The organism is Caballeronia calidae, assembly GCF_900044055.2.
GTDB lineage: Bacteria > Pseudomonadota > Gammaproteobacteria > Burkholderiales > Burkholderiaceae > Caballeronia > Caballeronia calidae.
Window position 1 is genome coordinate 1 of the sequence record NZ_FCOX02000045.1, and the last position, 16,676, is coordinate 16,676.

14 protein-coding genes are annotated in these 16,676 nt (G+C 58.4%); 3 read left to right on the forward strand and 11 right to left on the reverse strand.

Going from position 1 to position 16,676, the window contains the following annotated elements; all coding sequences use genetic code 11:
- Positions 1 to 43: 43 nt before the first annotated feature.
- The 11 genes from AWB78_RS30070 to AWB78_RS30120 form a co-directional block, all read right to left on the reverse strand.
- Positions 44 to 613: a hypothetical protein gene (locus tag AWB78_RS30070; protein ID WP_232477941.1), complete on the reverse strand. Its 570-nt coding sequence runs from the start codon at positions 611 to 613 to the stop codon at positions 44 to 46.
- A 258-nt stretch (positions 614 to 871) separates the two neighbouring features.
- On the reverse strand, positions 872 to 1,804 hold the full coding sequence (locus AWB78_RS30075) for a DMT family transporter (RefSeq protein ID WP_232477942.1): 933 nt from the start codon (positions 1,802 to 1,804) through the stop codon (positions 872 to 874).
- Between the two features lie 162 nt (positions 1,805 to 1,966).
- The gene (locus AWB78_RS30080; protein WP_062610190.1) at positions 1,967 to 3,223 is read right to left on the reverse strand and encodes an aromatic ring-hydroxylating oxygenase subunit alpha; all 1,257 of its coding nucleotides are present in this window, start codon (positions 3,221 to 3,223) and stop codon (positions 1,967 to 1,969) included.
- A 414-nt stretch (positions 3,224 to 3,637) separates the two neighbouring features.
- Positions 3,638 to 4,567: a LysR substrate-binding domain-containing protein gene (locus AWB78_RS30085; RefSeq protein WP_062610192.1), complete on the reverse strand. Its 930-nt coding sequence runs from the start codon at positions 4,565 to 4,567 to the stop codon at positions 3,638 to 3,640.
- Between the two features lie 124 nt (positions 4,568 to 4,691).
- The gene (locus AWB78_RS30090) at positions 4,692 to 5,693 is read right to left on the reverse strand and encodes a glycine betaine ABC transporter substrate-binding protein (protein ID WP_062610194.1); all 1,002 of its coding nucleotides are present in this window, start codon (positions 5,691 to 5,693) and stop codon (positions 4,692 to 4,694) included.
- Positions 5,694 to 5,870: 177 nt separating this feature from the next.
- Positions 5,871 to 6,983 (reverse strand): quaternary amine ABC transporter ATP-binding protein, encoded by a 1,113-nt coding sequence (locus AWB78_RS30095; protein WP_062610197.1) that lies wholly within the window; start codon positions 6,981 to 6,983, stop codon positions 5,871 to 5,873.
- Positions 6,976 to 7,863, reverse strand: a complete 888-nt coding sequence (locus AWB78_RS30100) for an ABC transporter permease (protein ID WP_062610199.1) — start codon at positions 7,861 to 7,863, stop codon at positions 6,976 to 6,978. The genes AWB78_RS30095 and AWB78_RS30100 overlap by 8 nt, the downstream gene beginning before the upstream one ends.
- A 62-nt stretch (positions 7,864 to 7,925) precedes the next feature.
- Positions 7,926 to 9,251 carry an NAD(P)/FAD-dependent oxidoreductase gene (locus AWB78_RS30105; RefSeq protein ID WP_062610201.1) on the reverse strand — a complete coding sequence of 442 codons (1,326 nt, stop codon included), beginning with the start codon at positions 9,249 to 9,251 and terminating at the stop codon, positions 7,926 to 7,928.
- A 15-nt stretch (positions 9,252 to 9,266) separates the two neighbouring features.
- The gene (locus AWB78_RS30110; RefSeq protein ID WP_062610203.1) at positions 9,267 to 10,157 is read right to left on the reverse strand and encodes a dihydrodipicolinate synthase family protein; all 891 of its coding nucleotides are present in this window, start codon (positions 10,155 to 10,157) and stop codon (positions 9,267 to 9,269) included.
- Positions 10,158 to 10,161: 4 nt separating this feature from the next.
- Entirely contained in the window at positions 10,162 to 11,661 is a 1,500-nt protein-coding gene (locus AWB78_RS30115) for an aldehyde dehydrogenase family protein (RefSeq protein WP_062610206.1), read from the reverse strand.
- Between the two features lie 59 nt (positions 11,662 to 11,720).
- Complete coding sequence (locus AWB78_RS30120; RefSeq protein WP_062610208.1) at positions 11,721 to 12,446, reverse strand: GntR family transcriptional regulator; 726 nt, start codon at positions 12,444 to 12,446, stop codon at positions 11,721 to 11,723.
- A gap of 328 nt (positions 12,447 to 12,774) precedes the next feature.
- Between AWB78_RS30120 and AWB78_RS30125 the strand changes: the two genes are divergently transcribed.
- The 3 genes from AWB78_RS30125 (at position 12,775) to fdhA (ending at position 16,494) form a co-directional block, all read left to right on the forward strand.
- Positions 12,775 to 13,905, forward strand: a complete 1,131-nt coding sequence (locus AWB78_RS30125) for an FAD-binding oxidoreductase (RefSeq protein ID WP_062610210.1) — start codon at positions 12,775 to 12,777, stop codon at positions 13,903 to 13,905.
- 116 nt (positions 13,906 to 14,021) lie between these two features.
- A complete protein-coding gene (locus AWB78_RS30130) occupies positions 14,022 to 15,251 on the forward strand; it encodes a M24 family metallopeptidase (protein WP_232477943.1) in 1,230 nt (409 codons plus the stop codon).
- Positions 15,252 to 15,291: 40 nt separating this feature from the next.
- On the forward strand, positions 15,292 to 16,494 hold the full coding sequence (gene fdhA / locus AWB78_RS30135) for a formaldehyde dehydrogenase, glutathione-independent (protein WP_062610212.1): 1,203 nt from the start codon (positions 15,292 to 15,294) through the stop codon (positions 16,492 to 16,494).
- Positions 16,495 to 16,676 lie beyond the last annotated feature (182 nt).

Sequence of the window (16,676 nt, forward strand, 5' to 3'; positions counted from 1 at the left end):
CGCGCTGTTGTAGTGGCATTTTTTAAAATCGACATCAATAAAATCAAATAGTTGCGCGTTTAACTGTCGAACTCAAGTGGACAATGCTGACCCGGATGTTTCTTGCGTCGAGCGCCGAGCGCGCGGCTTCCAGCCTCGACGGCGTGCGATTCCACAACAACACTTCGCGGATGGAAGGCCGGATGTGCAGGTAAGCGTCCGTCAACGACCGTGCAACCGGACCTGCGCCCAACACCAGCAAAACCTCGCTATGCTCGCGGCACAGCATGCGGGCCGCCAGCGCGGAATCGGCCGCGGTTTTCCATCGCGTGATTTCGGGGCCGTCCAGCATCGCGACGAGCCCCTTGGTGCGCTCGTCCAGGACCAGAAACGCGGCCTGCTCCGACGGCAGCGGCGGGACGGCAGCGCCATTGGCCGGATGGATCGACGCGATCTTGACCCCGGCCCCCCTGCCCGGCAGGATCACGCCCCGGCTGAACAGGCCGAAGCTCGCATCCCCGATGAAGTAGCTGCCGCCGCTGGGCCGGGCACCCGCGTGCCCATGGTGCAACGCGTCGAGGACGCCGGACCAGTCGAGTACCGACTGGATCTGCTGCGCGGAAATGATCTGCATGCGTACTGTCCCTACTGTTTCGGCCAGATGTTCCCAAGCGGACCATGCGAACCCGCCTCGAATTCCTCACCTTCGTCTTGCGAACGACGCAATATGAAAAGAAACGGAACGCGTCAGAGCATGACCCGAGAGCGTCATTCGGCGGCGCGAATAGAGCCGACGTCGGCACGCGAGCTCTGACGGTCGCCTTGATGATAAGCATATCCCTCGCGGTCGAGGTCGTTGAAATTTGGAGCGTAGGCTCGCAGGCAGATGCCGCTATTCCTTGCTCTCGTCCGCGAGAGTTGGCAATACGAAAGCTATCGGTGGTTCCTCTGTCGAAGCTGCGCGCCGCTGCTGAGTCTGAAGCAACGCAGTACTAGCAAAAATGAGGGTGATAGCAACCACCTCTACCAGCCCGAACCGATCACCCATGAACCAACCCAGAAGTAGCGCGACTGCGGGTGCCAAGTAGTTCGCGCTCGACGAGGCGACGGCTCCCATTCTCTGAAGAAGAAGGTAATAGAGCAGAAACGCGGCTCCCGTTCCCAAGATTCCCAGCCCAACCACGACCCCGATCGTCGCACGCAGGCTGGACAGAAGGTGGCTTATGCCAGTGAAATCGGTGCAGAAAAACAGTATCAGCAATGCCAGGCCCATCTGCCAGGTCGCGAGCGCGAGAGGCGGAAGGTTGGCCGGTGACAAGAATAGTCGAACGTATATATACGATAGCCCGAGAATCATCGAACTCGCCAATAGCCATAACACTCCGGTAAAGCTGATAGCTCCTTCTCCGGTCTCCCATGGACGAGAGATGAGAACGATTCCCAGGAAACCCAGGACGACGCCAATCGCCATCACTCCAGTCAACTTTTCACTTCGCAGAAAGACTACCGAGAAGAGCGCCGTGAAAAGTGCAATGGAACCGCCGAGGACGCCTGCAATTCCCAGCGGAACCATCGAGGTTCCTTTGATGATGGCGACAAAGTAGAAGGCCGTTGCCCCGGCCGCCATCATTAGGAAGTGAGGAAGTAACCGAACCTGTGCGCGAGTGATTGCACCTTGACGCCATGCAGCGAACACCAAAGGCAGGAAACCGAAGAGAACGCGGAGAAACGCGACCTGCATGGGACTGATGACCTCAGTCGCCCATTTCATGTAGACGAGATTTGCTCCTCCAAGCAGCCCGAGGAGGATAAACGCTAGCTTCATGTTTCTCATGAGCCTGTGGGAAAAGAGGGGAAAAAAGGGCGTCGAACGTCGCCCTCAACGATGCCTCTGCATCGAGGAAGGTACGCGGCAGCGTACCTTCCGTCAGACCAGTTTCTCCAAACCTTGCTGCGTTACTCCTTCCTGGCGAGAACCTCGGCAGCCTCAAACACCGTGAGCCTGCAAACGCCCTGCATACCAACCAACGAACTGGTCGACGTATGCCTCCGTGGTGGGCGAGTACGGTCCAGGAATATAGCCCGGGTCCTGTGCGCCGCGGTGATTGATGGCGACGAGACTAGCGTCCTGTGCGTTCGTCGCGACCCAAACCTCTGTCAGCTTCGTGACGTCATAGTCCACGCCTTCCACTGCGTCCGCGTGAACCAGCCACTTCGTTCGAACCAGGGTTTTGTCCGGAGTCAGCGGAATGATGTAGCTAATCATGGCATGGTCACTCATTACGTGCGTCCACGAATTGTGTGTCCACATGTGCGTATCGCCAAGGTCACGACGGGTGAGATCGCCCAGCAGCTTCTGACAAGCGACCTTGGTATCCATCGTCTGCGACTCGCCCTCGCCTCCGATGATTAGCCGCTGCGTGCGGAAATGCGTGGCGACGTCGCCTGTGAGTTCCTCGACCGCCGAGCACACATGGCCCTCGCTCTCCCAATCCTGCTGGCTATCGGCGTTGAGCTTGTTATACGCGTCGAGCGCTTTCCGTCCCGCCTCATCCATGTCGTCCGCGCTCGCGCCGGTGGATTCCGGAATGAACGACAACGTCAGCTCTGGATGCCCCGCTTCGCAGTGATAGCACTCACGGTTGTTCTCCATGACGAGCTTCCAGTTGCCGTCTTCGACAATTTCCGACTTGAACGCAATCTTTGTGTCCTGCAACTCATACGGGGCGAAGCGCGGCGTCATCGTTTCGTCGAGCTTCGCGATGTCAGCCGGCGGCTCGTCCGCGAAACACACAAAAATATGCGTGCCGACAACTTTGAGATGCACCGGCCGCAGGTTGCGACAGGTCGCGTCGAAATCCTGGCCCATGTGCTTGGCGTGCTTCAGGCTGCCGTCGAGGTCATACGTCCACTGGTGGTAGGGACATACGAGCATACCGACCGTCGATTTACCTGCCTCCTTCAAACGAGCGCCACGGTGGCGACACACATTGCGATAAGCGCGGATGTTCTCATCATCATCGCGGACGATGATGACCGATGCCCGACCGACATCCACGACAGAGACATCGCCTGGCTCCGGAACATCGGCTGTCACTCCCACCACAATCCAGTGCTTATGGAAAAAGATATCGACGTCCGTATCGAAAACGTCCGGTCGGATGAACACTTCGCCGGGCAATCCACACCCAGGCTCACGGCTCCGGACAAGCTCACCAAGGGGCTTCAACACAAACTCAGACATCGTCTTTCTCCAACGTTGAGGGGTATCGGAACTACGAGTGGTCCCGCGTTGGCGCCAGTATTGAATTGCCGAGAAACGCCGTCAATGCGCTTTATTTTCTGTGCAGTATTACTTTAGATTATGGTCTGACGCCTCTCGCGTTTCCGTTAGGTCTGCGCGCGGCTTGCGGCCTCGGATAAGGGAAATCAATGACCTTGCAGGCTTCGACCTTAAGCGAATCCTTCGTTGTTAAGCGGTTCCTGACAGTGGGTTAGCCACGCCAGGAAATTGCCCCGCGCTATCTGAAAACGCAACAGCCCCACTTCGTTGGGGGGCAGGAGGTTGCGAAAGATCAGAATTGATGCAGCGGTGGCTGGCGCGCTATCGCTGGCCGCAGGTGGTCAAAGGAACCGATTTGACGCCGGTCGTACCGCCTCAGGTAACGCCTGCGGCGTGACGCAATAGCTCAATAAGCGTTTGGGTCGTCGGCGTGATTCGTCTCCCGTGAGGGACAACGAGGTAATAGGCATCACGCAACGGCAGAGACGCAGCCGTCACGCGGACGAGTTGTCCAGATGCGAGATGTTCATGAAGCAGTCGGTTCCATCCCATCACTATCCCCTGGCCGTCGAGTGCCGCTTGAACGGCATCCGGATAAAGCGAGGTGAGCAAGCCGTACTTTAACTTTCCGGGACGTTCGCCTAGCGCTCGGAACCACTGCTCCCACGTCAACCAACCCTCTGATGTGGGGTCGTCCGCAATGAAAGTGCAGGTCATCAGTTCGGCCAGCGTTTGAGGCGTCCCATTCTCCTTCAACCAGCTCGGCGAGCACACGGCTGAAACCTGCTCCTCAAACAGCAGATAGGACGTGCCATCGCTCCAGTTGCCGTTTCCGAAGCGTACGACCGCATCGACTTCGTTGTGTCGGAGGTCGGCGGTGAACATCGTGGTTGTGAGCCGAATTCTCAGGTTCGGATTGAGGCGCTTGAGCGTCCCAACACTGGACATCAGACGGAAATGGGAGAAGGCGGCCGTCGCCGCGAGAACAAGCTCTTCATCCTCGATACCTGTTGATAACCGGTCGAAGACGCCTGCGATTCTGCCCATCGACTCAGACACGACTGCATAAAGCGCCTCACCTTCCTTCGTCAGAGTGAGGTTCCTGTGCAACCGGTCTAAGAGACGCACAGCCAGCATCTCTTCCAGAAGCCGTACCTGCCGGCTTACGGCAGCCTGAGTGACCCCTAACTCCGTAGCCGCGTTGGTAAAGCTGCGCAGCCTGGCGACGGCCTCGAATTCGACCAACGCGGTAAGAGAAGGGATGAGTCGTCGATAGCCCTTCGCACCATCCTGGACTGCTTTCATCGTGAGCGTATAAGTCGAGATTTATCCTTCTGAACACGCGCCAAGTGGCAACGACGGCAGTCACCACTTGAAGTCCCGCTGCTACCTTACCGGTAGCAGCGAGTGAAAGCCACATCACCGACCTTTACAGCGATGCCTTGATTTTTTCCGCAGCCGCCGGCGTCACCCACTTCGTCCAAACGTCCGGCTTGTTCTTCAGGAAGTGTTTCGCTGCGTCCTCACCGGTCGCCTGGTTGTCGGTCATCCACGCCATGGCCTGTTGCACGTCATTCGTGGTCAACGTGCGCGTGTTCAAGTACTTCATCACGTCGGGGCTGGCCTTGTCAGCGAACGGCTTCGCGACCAACGTAAGCAAGCGGCTTCCCGGCCACCCAGTCGGCTTCGGGTCAGGACAGCTCGCGACGGTGGTGCATCGCTTCCACTCCGCCAGGTCGACGGGCACACCCTCTTCGAGCTTGACCATCTTGTATTTCCCGAGAAGCGAAGTAGGCGCCCAGTACACGCCGAGCCAACCCTGCTTGCGCTCGTAGGCTTTGCTCAGCGACCCGTCCAAACCCGCTGCGGAACCTGTGTCTACCAGACGGAAGCCCGCCTGCTCAGCTTTGAACGCCTTGTACAACTGGGCCGTATTCACCGTGATGCCCCACCCTTGGGGGCCGTTGTAGATTGCCCCCTTCTTGGCATTCTCGGGGTCGGGAAAGAGCTCCGGATGTTTCAGCGCATCGGAAATCGTTTTGATTTCTGGATGTGCATCCGCTACGTACTTTGGAATGTACCAGCCATAGACTGCACCTTCCTTGATGACGCTTGCGGCGGTGATGATCTTCTTGGAATCGAGGCCTTGCTTGGCGACTGCCGGCAACAGGTCAATTGCGCCCTCAGACACGATGTCCGGCTGGCCCTTTTCGACCATAGACGTAATCGTCGGAACGGTATCGCCGATGACGGAGTTCACCGAGCAACCATAACCTTCGGTGAGAATGTACTTATCGACGGCCGCTTCGAGCTCGGCGCTCTGCCAGTTCATGCTTGCTATCGTCACGTTTCCGCAACTGGCGGCATTGGCTTGCGGAATTCCGCAAAGAGCGCCCACGGTTAAAACGACACCAAGAAGTTTGAGTCTCATTGCAGCTCCTTTGATTTTCCGGACCTTCCCCGGCATGCGCTGGGTTGATGCGTCCGTGACGTTCCAGAAGGACGCATCTGAATGGTTAATGACAGTTTGTGTGGCCAACTACGACAGGCTTCGTACTTCAGCGATGTGTCTGAACGCACCTTTGTTAATCGCGAAAATGCGCAGGAATCAGCGAGACGCGGCTACCTGAACCTCGGCGCGCTTTCGCGCGTCGGCACCGACGGGAATCACAACCGGCTCTTCGTCCGGGGTAATCAGGGCGCAAGCCAACTGACGCAGACTCACCGTTCCCAGCGGATGGTTGTTCTCTCCGACGACAATCAAATGGTCGTGGTCGGGTTCGCGAGTCAATATCGAAATCGCGTCCTCCACGGTCGTATCGGCCGCGACGTGCTTGCCGACTGCAGCGACACCGGAATGAAGGGGCGACATGACGCCGTCGACGGATACGACTCGACCTCGGTTCACCTGCTTGACGAAGTTGGTCACGTACTGATCTGCCGGTCGAAGGACGATGTCCTGCTTCGTCCCCTGCTGAACCATGCAGCCGTCCCGTAGAATGGCAATCTGGTCGCCCAGGCGAAGCGCTTCATCCAGATCGTGGGTGATGAAGACAATCGTCTTTCGGATTTCCTTCTGCAGGTCCAGCAGCACGGTCTGCATGTCCATGCGAATGAGCGGGTCGAGGGCCGAGTACGCTTCATCCATCAGGAGAACGGGTGCGTCCATCGCAAGTGCACGGGCGAGACCGACGCGCTGCTGCATGCCGCCAGAGAGCTGATTGGGATAACGCTGCTCGAAGCCTTTGAGGCCGACGCGCTCAATCCATCGCATCGCCGTATCGACGGACTCCTTGCGCGAGACTCCGCAAACTTCCAGACCGTAGATAACGTTGTCCAACACATTCCTGTGCGGGAGCAGCGCGAACTTTTGGAACACCATCGCGGTTTGACGACGGCGAAAGTCGCGCAAGTCACGGAACTTCATCTTGCAGACATCGACGCCGCCAATCAGCACTTCGCCGGCGGTGGGGTCAATGAGTCGGTTGATGTGCCGAATCAGCGTCGACTTACCGGAGCCAGACAGTCCCATGATGACCTGGATTGAGCCTGCAGGGATGTCCAGGTTGATGTCTCGCAGGCCTAGTACGTGGCCGGACTGCTTCAGCAAGTCAGCCTTGGAGAGGCCGTTCTTGACCGGCGCAACGAACGATGCTGCCTTCGGTCCAAATATCTTGTACAGGTTGCGGATTTTGATTCCGCCATCGTTGATGTCAGCCATGGACCACCTCCTGATGCTTTTGGAGCCGCTTGCCATATGCCTGACTGACACGGTCGAAGATGACCGCGATGCCCACGATAGCAAGACCGTTAAAAATACCGAGCGTGAAGTACTGGTTTGCGATTGCTTTGAGAACCGGCTGACCGAGGCCCTGAACACCAATCATCGCGGCGACCACGACCATCGCAAGCGCCATCATGATGGTCTGATTGACGCCGGCCATGATCGTCGGCAAAGCGAGCGGGAGTTGGACTTTGCGCAGGCGCTGCCACTGAGAGGAACCGAAGGCGTCGGCTGCTTCGAGAATGTCGCGATCAACCAGGCGGATGCCGAGATTGGTCAAGCGGATCATCGGCGGAATGGCGTAGATAACCACTGCAATCAAGCCGGGCACCCGGCCGATGCCAAGCAACATCACGACGGGAATCAAGTAAACGAAGCTTGGCATCGTCTGCATCACATCGAGAATCGGGTCGACGATGCGGCGGACACGGTCAGACTTCGCCATGACGATTCCAATGGGCAGCCCAATGACAATCGACAGCACCGTACAGACGAAAATCATCGACACGGTCCGCATCGTGTCCTGCCACATGTCGAAGTAGCCGATCAGTGCCAGCGTCACGAAGCACCCTGCGACAACCTTCCAGTTTCGACTTGCTCCCCATGCGATGGCGAGGATGAGCAACATGATGATTGGCCATGGCGTCTGAGTCAGAAATCGCTCCGCTGCCATCAAGAACTGCTGGAGCGGTTGAAAAAAACTGTCGACAGAGTCGCCGTACGCCGATGTAAACGCGCGAAAACTGTCATCAATGGACCGCTTCAAATGTAGAAGCGACTCATCCTGCATATGTGGGAACTTGCTTAACCAGTCCATGTGTCCTCCGTCATTCAGCTATTGCCGGAATTTGCTGTGCTTGCGAACGTCGAGCTGATTCGTCACTCCAATCCAGCCGACCACTCCTTCATGCTCAAATTTGCAGTCGCTCCTATCGTCAGGAAAGGCTGAGGTGGCAGCCGCTTCGGCGCCGCAAAGCCTTTAAAGACCTGAACCAGCCAGGAATCCATACCGAGCGCTGCTTCCGCTGCGGCGATGCCAGATGCAGTCGCCTTGGTAGCGCCCACTCCATTGCACGCAATCGCTGCGAACACGCCGGGTTCAATCTCACCGAACGCGGGAACGCCGTTCCAGGTCAGCGCCATTGCCCCGGCCCATCGGTACTCCATTGGCACGCCTTTCAGCATCGGGAAACGCGCTTCCAACTTCTTGTCGTGCACGCGGCCGGCGCGAGCAATGGCGCCTTCGCTCACCTGCATCCGCGGGTTGTAGGTGTATCGCGAGCGAATGAGAATCCGGTCTCCCTTATCGCCTTGAACCCGACGGACCGTTGTTCCCATCGGAAAGGCAGGTGTCGCCGCCCACGAGCGCTGACCTCCAAGCCGCTTCGGCTCGAACGCCTCAGTCATCGACGCGTAGGTGTAGACATGCAAGAGCTGTCCGCGGAACAGACCGAAGTTCTGCGCCTGACCGTTATTTGCGAGAATGATTTTCCCCGCATTAACCGTCCCTTTCGGCGTCTTGACTTGCCACGATGCGCCGTTCCGGTCGAATGACAATGCGGGCGTGTTCTCGTAGAGGCGCACGGATCCAGTGAAGGAATCGGCCAGCCCTCGGATATAAGCAGCGGGCTGGATGATGACGGTTCCTGGCGTGAAAATCGCGGACGTGAAAGAGTTCGTCCCGGTTACGGCCGCGATTTCCTTGGCATCGAGAAGTCGATAAGGTTCGTTCACCTTGTCCAGTTGCTTCGCATACGAGGTAACGTGCTTATCGCCTTGCTCACCGAGCGCGACGTTGTACTTGCCGCACGGGTCGAAGACATCTTTCCCCCATCCTTTTTCGTCGGCCAGGCCTTGGGCCAACGCAATCGCCATACGGTGGACCTTGATGTCGTGTCGCCTTGAATCATCGCCTGACCCACCGTAGTCTTCAGACGAGACTTCGTGCGGCAAGTCGATGATGAAACCCGAGTTGCGGCCAGTGGCACCCTCCGCAACCTCCCCAGCCTCGAGGATGACGACCTTGAGCTTCGGGTCGAGTTGAGAGAGACGCCGCGCTGCCGATAGCCCGGCGAACCCACCGCCAATCACGACGACGTCGGCGTTCACCGTGCCATTCAGAGACGCGCGCGGCGTCCGGCGGGGAAGCATTGATACCCAGCCGGATTGACCAAGATGTTGGGGAAGTTTGCTCGCTACGTACATGATTGGCTCGGCCCGTTAAACAGCACTCTCGCGTTCGACCAGTTCGCCCAAGGCGCTGCGCAGAACATCGATTTTCTTAGCCGACAGACGAGACAAGGGGCGACGCGGATTGCCTGCGCCATAGCCGGTCATCTCCGCCGCCGCGTACACGGACTGGACGTAGTCGCCCTCCCAAATCAGGGACATGGCGGGCTCGAGCAGACGCCAGATTTCGCGGGCATCGTCCCAACGGTGCTCCTGCGCTGCGGTGACGAACTGAGTACAGGTTTTCGGCGCGAAGTTCGCACCGCCCCAGATAAGGCCTTTGACGCCGGCATACATCGCGTAGGGAACGAGCGCATCGGCCCCGTTCATCATCGGGAGGCCGGTACGGACGAGAGCCGCCTGCTTGGCCAAGTCACCGCTGCTGTCCTTGACCGCAAGGAATTCCGGAATCTCCCAGAGACGGCGCAGAAGAGACGGCGTGATTTCTACGCCGACTGCCTGCGGCACGTTGTAGCCGATGATAGGAAGACCACCACGCGCAACAGCGGCGTAGAACTCGAAGACGCCATCGTCATCGGTCGGACCCTCGAAGAACGGCGGGAGAACCATCACACCGTCCGCACCGGAGTCGGCAGCGTGGCGTGTGCGCTCAACGACGTCATCGACAAGCAATGCGGACGTCTGCGCGATGATTCTGGCGCGGCCGTTGATGACCTTTGCGCCAAACGCGACGAGGTCCTTCGACTCTTGCGGCGAGAGGTAGACGTGCATACCGGTGCCTGAACTGAGCACGAAGCCACGAATCCCTGCGGCGAGGTACTTTTCAATCAATTGCTCCAATCGCGCATGGTCGGACTTTCCATTTGCATCGAAAGGAGTACTGATGGCCAGATTGATACCAGTGAAAGCAAAGTTCTTCATGTGATTACTCTTCGTCCGTTTCGTTGTCGTTGAGGTCGAGCCAAATTGTCTTCAGCTGCGTGTATTGGTCGTGAGCGTGGAGCGAGTTATCGCGCCCACCAAAGCCCGAGTGCTTGTACCCGCCGAACGGCGTGGTAATGTCACCTTCTCCGAAGGAGTTCACCGTGACCGTGCCGGCTCGAACCGCGCGTGCCGCGCGCAAGGCTCGCTTACCGTTGCCCGCGAACACGGAGGCGCACAGGCCGTACTCCGTGTCGTTCGCGACGTCGATAGCCTGTTGGAGGCTATCGACTGTGATGACCGACAGAATCGGGCCAAAAATCTCCTCGCGAGCGTGCTTCGCGTCATTGCTCTCGACATCGATGATGGTCGGATGCACATAGCGTCCTTCGCTCGTCTCGCCACCGAAGAGCACCTTTACGTCGCCAGTGAGATACGACTGCACTTTCTCGTAATGTTGACGGGAGACCAGCGGCCCGATCCGGTTCTGCGGGTCCAGCGGGTCGCCTACGCGCCACTCTTCGGCGAGCTTGAGGATTTTGTTGAGAAGGGGCGCCTTGATGTCGCGATGAACGATGAGCCTCGAAATTGCCGAGCAGTTTTCGCCCATATTCCAGAGCGCGCCATTCACGATGTGACCCGCCACTGCGTCGAGGTCCGTTACGTCGGACATCACAATGCAGGGATTCTTCCCGCCCATTTCAAGCACAATCTCCTTTAGATTGCTCTCGGCGGAATAGGAGAGGAACTTCCGTCCGGTGGCCGTTGAACCAGTGAACGACACCATGTCGATGTCCGGGTGGCGTCCAATCACTTCGCCAACCGCGCGGCCAGAGCCGGTCACCACGTTGAAGACGCCTGCAGGAATGCCCGCCTCGAGCGCGAGTTCCGCGACGCGCATGGTCGTCAGCGACGTCTCAACAGCCGGCTTCACGACAAGCGAGCAGCCCGCAGCAAGCGACGGGCCAATTTTCCACGCCAGCATCAACAGCGGAAAGTTCCACGGCAAAACCAGGCCCACAACGCCGACGGGCTCGCGGACAATCATGGAAATATGGCTGTCCGAGGCCGGAGAAACCTGGTCGTAGATTTTGTCGATGGCTTCGGCGTGCCAGCGCAGCACGTTGACCGTTTCGGGAACGTCAACCGTCTGGCAATCGAAGATTGTCTTCCCCGCATCGAGACTTTCCATCACGGAGAGCTCGAGCGCGTTCTGCTCAACGAGGTCCGCCAGCTTGAGAATGGCCTGCTTGCGAGCGGCCGGATGGAGCTTCGACCAGCGCCCGTCGTTGAATGCAGCCCGCGCGCTCGCAACGGCTGCGTCGACGTCCGCCTTCGAACATGCCGGCACGTCCGCGAGGTGTTCACCGGTTGCCGGATTGGTCGTCGGGAACGTTTCGCCCGATGCGGCACCGCGAAGCTCGCCCCCAATGACTGCGGACGTCGGCAGTTTCAGCTCGCGGGCAATCTTTTGATACTCGCTCTTGGACAGCAAATCACTCATGTCAGTCTCTCGTTGATGCGGTTTTCAGGAAGAACCAAATGGTTATTCGGCTCGCGAAACTAGAATTCGACCGGGACGGTGACGCCCTCTGGTGTGACGTAAGACGCCATATTTCGCCGGGCCAGATTGACGTGCGCTAACACCACAGCGCCGGCCGCCTCTGCATCCCGGCGCTCGATCGCATCGATGATGTCTTCATGTTGCTGCACGGCTTCTGCAAGCTCCGAGTCCATTCGCTCGTCGCGCGGTTGATAGAAAGTCCGCCCGAGCCTCGCGTGGTCAATCAGGAGCCGACAGAGGCTGGGCAGCAGATATGGGTTATGCGCCATCTTCCCGATAGCGAAGTGGAACTGGTCGTTCTCGAGCACCCGGTCGTCGACGACATTGCCTTCGACAGCCGCCCGAAACTGCTCCTGAATACGCTTGAGGCCGTCAATCTCCGACTTCGTCGCGTGCCGCGCTGCGAGTTTTGTCGTGGCTACATAAATCAGCGGCGCCGCCAGGAAGTAATTGCGCAGCGAGTCGAAGTTCATCGACGCGACGCGTGCAGCTCGATTCGCCTCGAGCTCGATGTACCCTTCGGCCGCCATCTGGCGCATCAGCTCACGTACCGGCGGACGAGATAGTCCGAACTCCTCCGCCAACGCAACCTCGTCCAAGCTCGCACCTGGCGCCAGTTCCATGCTCAAAATGCGATGTCGCAGTGACTGCGCCAGCGTGGCCTTGCGGTCCTGAGATGGAACCTGTCCATCGCCCTGGTCAATGTCGATGACGTTCGTCTTCATACCGCCTCCTGTTGGTCCGAATCTTGTGTCTTCAATTTGTATTCGTCAAGACGTCTGAGTGTCTAACTAGGGAAGTCACTTAGAAAACCCCATAAAATCAGTACCATGCATAACTTAATGTAATAGAGCGAGGAAAATAAAGCGCATTGACGGCGGTGATTCGCAAACCAATACTCCACCCCAAGCGAAGGTGCATCCGGACCTGAGACACCACCAAAAAAACACCGACCCGCCGCCTTCGCCCGGTTCTTCGGTAGTCACGTTTGATACGTCGCGCGCTGTGACCGGCCGAAAGACTACTCACAACGTGCTTAATTAGATTGACGCTATGAACTCGGTGGAAAGGATGTTGGCCCCCATGCACGATGTAGAGTCCAGCTTTTCGAATCCCGGGACCTGGGAAAGCGCAGGTCGGGTCTGGGCAAGCGGCGAGCAGCAGACTTTGACCTGCTGTCGTGTCACGAATGAAACGCACGACGTCAAAACGTTCGAGTTTCGAGTGGGCGACGGTATGCCCGTGCGTTTCGAACCCGGTCAGTTCATGACTATCTCGGCCAACGTGCACGGGCAATCGGTCGAACGCTGCTACACCATCTCATCGCCGCCGACGCGCCCCTACCTCGTTTCAATCACGGTAAAGCGTGTGCCCGGAGGCGTCATGTCGAACTGGCTGCACGACCACATGCATCCGGGAAGCCATTTGCGCGCCTATGGACCGTCGGGCACGTTCACTTCGACCGCAGCGGCTCCAACAAAGTCGCTCTATTTGTCTGCGGGTTCGGGCGTAACGCCGTTGATGTCGATGACGCGCGCGAGCATCGACTTGGGACTGGACCGCGATGTGGTGTTCGTCCACAGCGCGAGAACGCCTGCGGACATCGTCTTTCGCAAGGAACTCCATCAACTCACCGGGAAATCGCCGCGATTCCACACATTCTTCATCTGCGAAGGCGTCGGCGACGAAGCAGATTGGACCGGCCCGACGGGCCGGCTGAGCCTGCAGCAATTGGCGGCCTGGATTCCGGATTACGCAGAGCGAGAAGTGTTCACCTGCGGCCCCGCCGGCTACATGCACGCCGTGCGCGAAATACTCAGAGAAGGCGGACACGACCCTTCGCACTATCACCAGGAAAGCTTCGACATTACCGCCGGGGTCGCGCCAGAGCCCGTCCATGAGGAAGAACCGGTCACGCAAGAGACGTTCACCGTCACGCTCTCGCGCTCGTCGAGGGCTTTCAAAATGAACGCGTCGGAGACGGTTCTCTCGGCAGCAAGGAAGGCGGGGGTTGCTATCCCGTCTTCATGCAGTCAGGGCGTGTGTGGAACATGCAAAACGAAATTGCTGGAAGGCACAGTCGATATGCAGCACAACGGAGGCATTCGCGAGCGAGAAATTCAGAAGGGCTTTCGCTTGCTTTGTTGCAGCCGACCGACCTCCGACCTGGTCCTTGAACTGTAGGTCGTCGAATTAAGCCGCAACGGGTGTGAGTGGCGAAAATTCGGCGTCGCTATGAGTCCGCCACTCCCCGCTGATTGATTCAAACCCCACTCAAAATAAATGCTTGGAGCAACAGAATGATGGACGTCCGGTCGAATGGAGCAGGCAGCGTCGTCACGACGGGAGAGAGAGACAACATTCAGCGAGATGTCAGAGCATACCGACTCCAGCGCGTCCAGGAGCAATTGCGGCAATACGATTGCCCCGCGATTCTGCTGTATGACCCGGTCAACATCCGCTACGCAACGGACACGTCGAACATGCAGGTGTGGGCTGGTAGAAACCCCGCCCGCTACGTCATGGTCTTCGCCGACGGTCGCATCGTCGCCTGGGAATTCCACAGCAGCGAACACGTCTGGGACGGCCTGGACCTCAACGTCGAATTGCGCGGCGCCAAAAGTTGGACGTTCTTCAACGCGGGGCATGAAGCGGAAAACCGCGCTCAACTCTGGGGGGCCGAGATTGTCGACGTGTTCCGTAAGTACGCCCCGGGCGAGCGCCTGCTTGCCATCGACCGCCTCGACCCGTTTGGTACCGCGTATCTCGAGAAGGAGGGAATCACCATCCTTGATGGCCAGGCCTTGATGGAGACCGCGCGGCTTATTAAGTCGTCGGGCGAACTCGTTCTCATCGGTGAATCCTTGCGGACCGCAGAAAAAGGCATCGAGCGCATGCGTCGCGAGCTTCGCCCGGGGCTCACCGAGAATGACATCTGGGCGCACCTTCATTTTGAGAACATCAGGAATGGCGGAGAGTGGATTGAAACGCGGCTTCTCGCCTCTGGTGACCGAACCAACCCGTGGATGCATGAGTGTTCGTCCCGGGTTTTGAAAGAAGGTGACCTTCTCGCTTTCGATACGGACATGGTGGGACCGAACGGCTATTGCTCCGACATCTCGCGGACATGGCTTGTCGGCGATGGCCGTCCGTCTGACGAGCAACGCAAGCTTTATGAATACGCCTACGCACAGGTCCACTACAACATGGACATCCTGCGGCCAGGTATGACGTTCCGGGAGTTTTCGGAGAAGGCCTGGAAGATTCCGGAGCAATTCGTCAAGAACAGATACTGCTGCTTGGCCCATGGCATCGGCATGGTCGACGAGTACCCCTCTATCGCACACATGGTCGACTGGGATGCCGCGGGTTACGACGGCAGATTCGAGGTTGGCATGACGGTGTGCGTGGAGAGCTACATCGGCGCCGAGGGTGGAACGCAAGGCGTCAAACTCGAACAGCAAGTGGTGTTGACAGAAGAAGGATGTGTTTCGCTTACTGATTGCGACTTCGAAACCGATTGGCTGTGACCGCAGCGTCGCTTTGTATTACATCAGAACAGGAGGCTACATGTCAGGTAATCGTGGAGTGGTTTATGTTGGGCCTGGAAAAGTCGAAGTCCGCAGCATTGCTTTTCCGGAGCTTGTCGACCCCGCTGGGAGGAAGGCCAATCACGGTGTCATCCTTCGAGTTGTCGCTACGAACATCTGCGGCTCGGACCAGCACATGGTTCGCGGTCGAACCACCGCCCCCGCTGGGCTTGTGCTCGGCCACGAAATCACCGGCGAAGTGATCGAAGTCGGCTCCGACGTGACGACTTTGCAGAAAGGTGATCTGGTTTCCGTGCCCTTCAACGTCGCGTGCGGCCGCTGTCCGATGTGCAAGGCTCAAAACACCGGCGTGTGTCTGAACGTCAACCCGGCGCGCGCCGGTGGCGCATATGGCTACGTTGACATGGGCGGATGGATTGGCGGCCAGGCCGAGTTCGTCATGGTGCCGTACGCAGACTTCAATTTGCTCAAGTTCCCGGACCGGGACCGGGCGATGGCCAAAATTCGCGACCTGACATGCCTGTCGGACATTCTGCCGACCGGCTATCACGGCGCCGTGACCGCAGGGGTCGGTCCGGGTTCCACCGTCTATATTGCGGGCGCTGGCCCGGTCGGGATGGCCGCGGCTGCATCGGCGAGACTGCTGGGCGCAGCGGTCACCATCGTCGGAGACGTCAATCCGACACGCCTCGAGCACGCTCGTCGAGTCGGATTCGAGACCGTCGACTTGTCCGAAGACGCATCGCTTGCTGAACAGATCGCGGGATTGCTCGGTGAACCGGAAGTCGACTGCGCTATCGATTGCGTGGGCTTTGAGGCTCGAGGGCATGGTCACGCCGGTTCTCAATCGGAGGCTCCAGCCACCGTCCTGAATTCACTCATGGAAGTCACCCGCGCCGCTGGCAAGATTGGCATTCCCGGCTTGTACGTCACGGATGACCCCGGCGCCGCCGACTCAGCCGCCAAGCACGGTAGCCTTTCGGTTCGCTTTGGACTAGGTTGGGCGAAGTCGCATTCGTTCTTCACCGGCCAGACCCCGGTGATGAAGTACAACCGCAATCTGATGCAGGCCATCCTTTGGGACCGGCTGAATATTGCCGAAGCGGTCAACGTGACGGTCATCGAACTCGATCAGGCACCTAATGGATACGCCGAGTTCGATTCGGGTGTGCCAAAGAAGTTCGTCATCGATCCGCACGGAAGTCTGAAGGCAGCGGCGTAGACGTGGATCTTCGATGAGTGCTTTGCGGCCGGTCGTAGGACCGGCACTTTTTCTTGATCGCTCGCACGGCAGTCGATCCCGACATACGAAAGCTGCATCTCCACTCCTCCATTGACGGCGCTTTTACAGGCTCGAATACTCGGATCGGCGTCTCGAAACACGTTTCGCTTGACGACGCATTC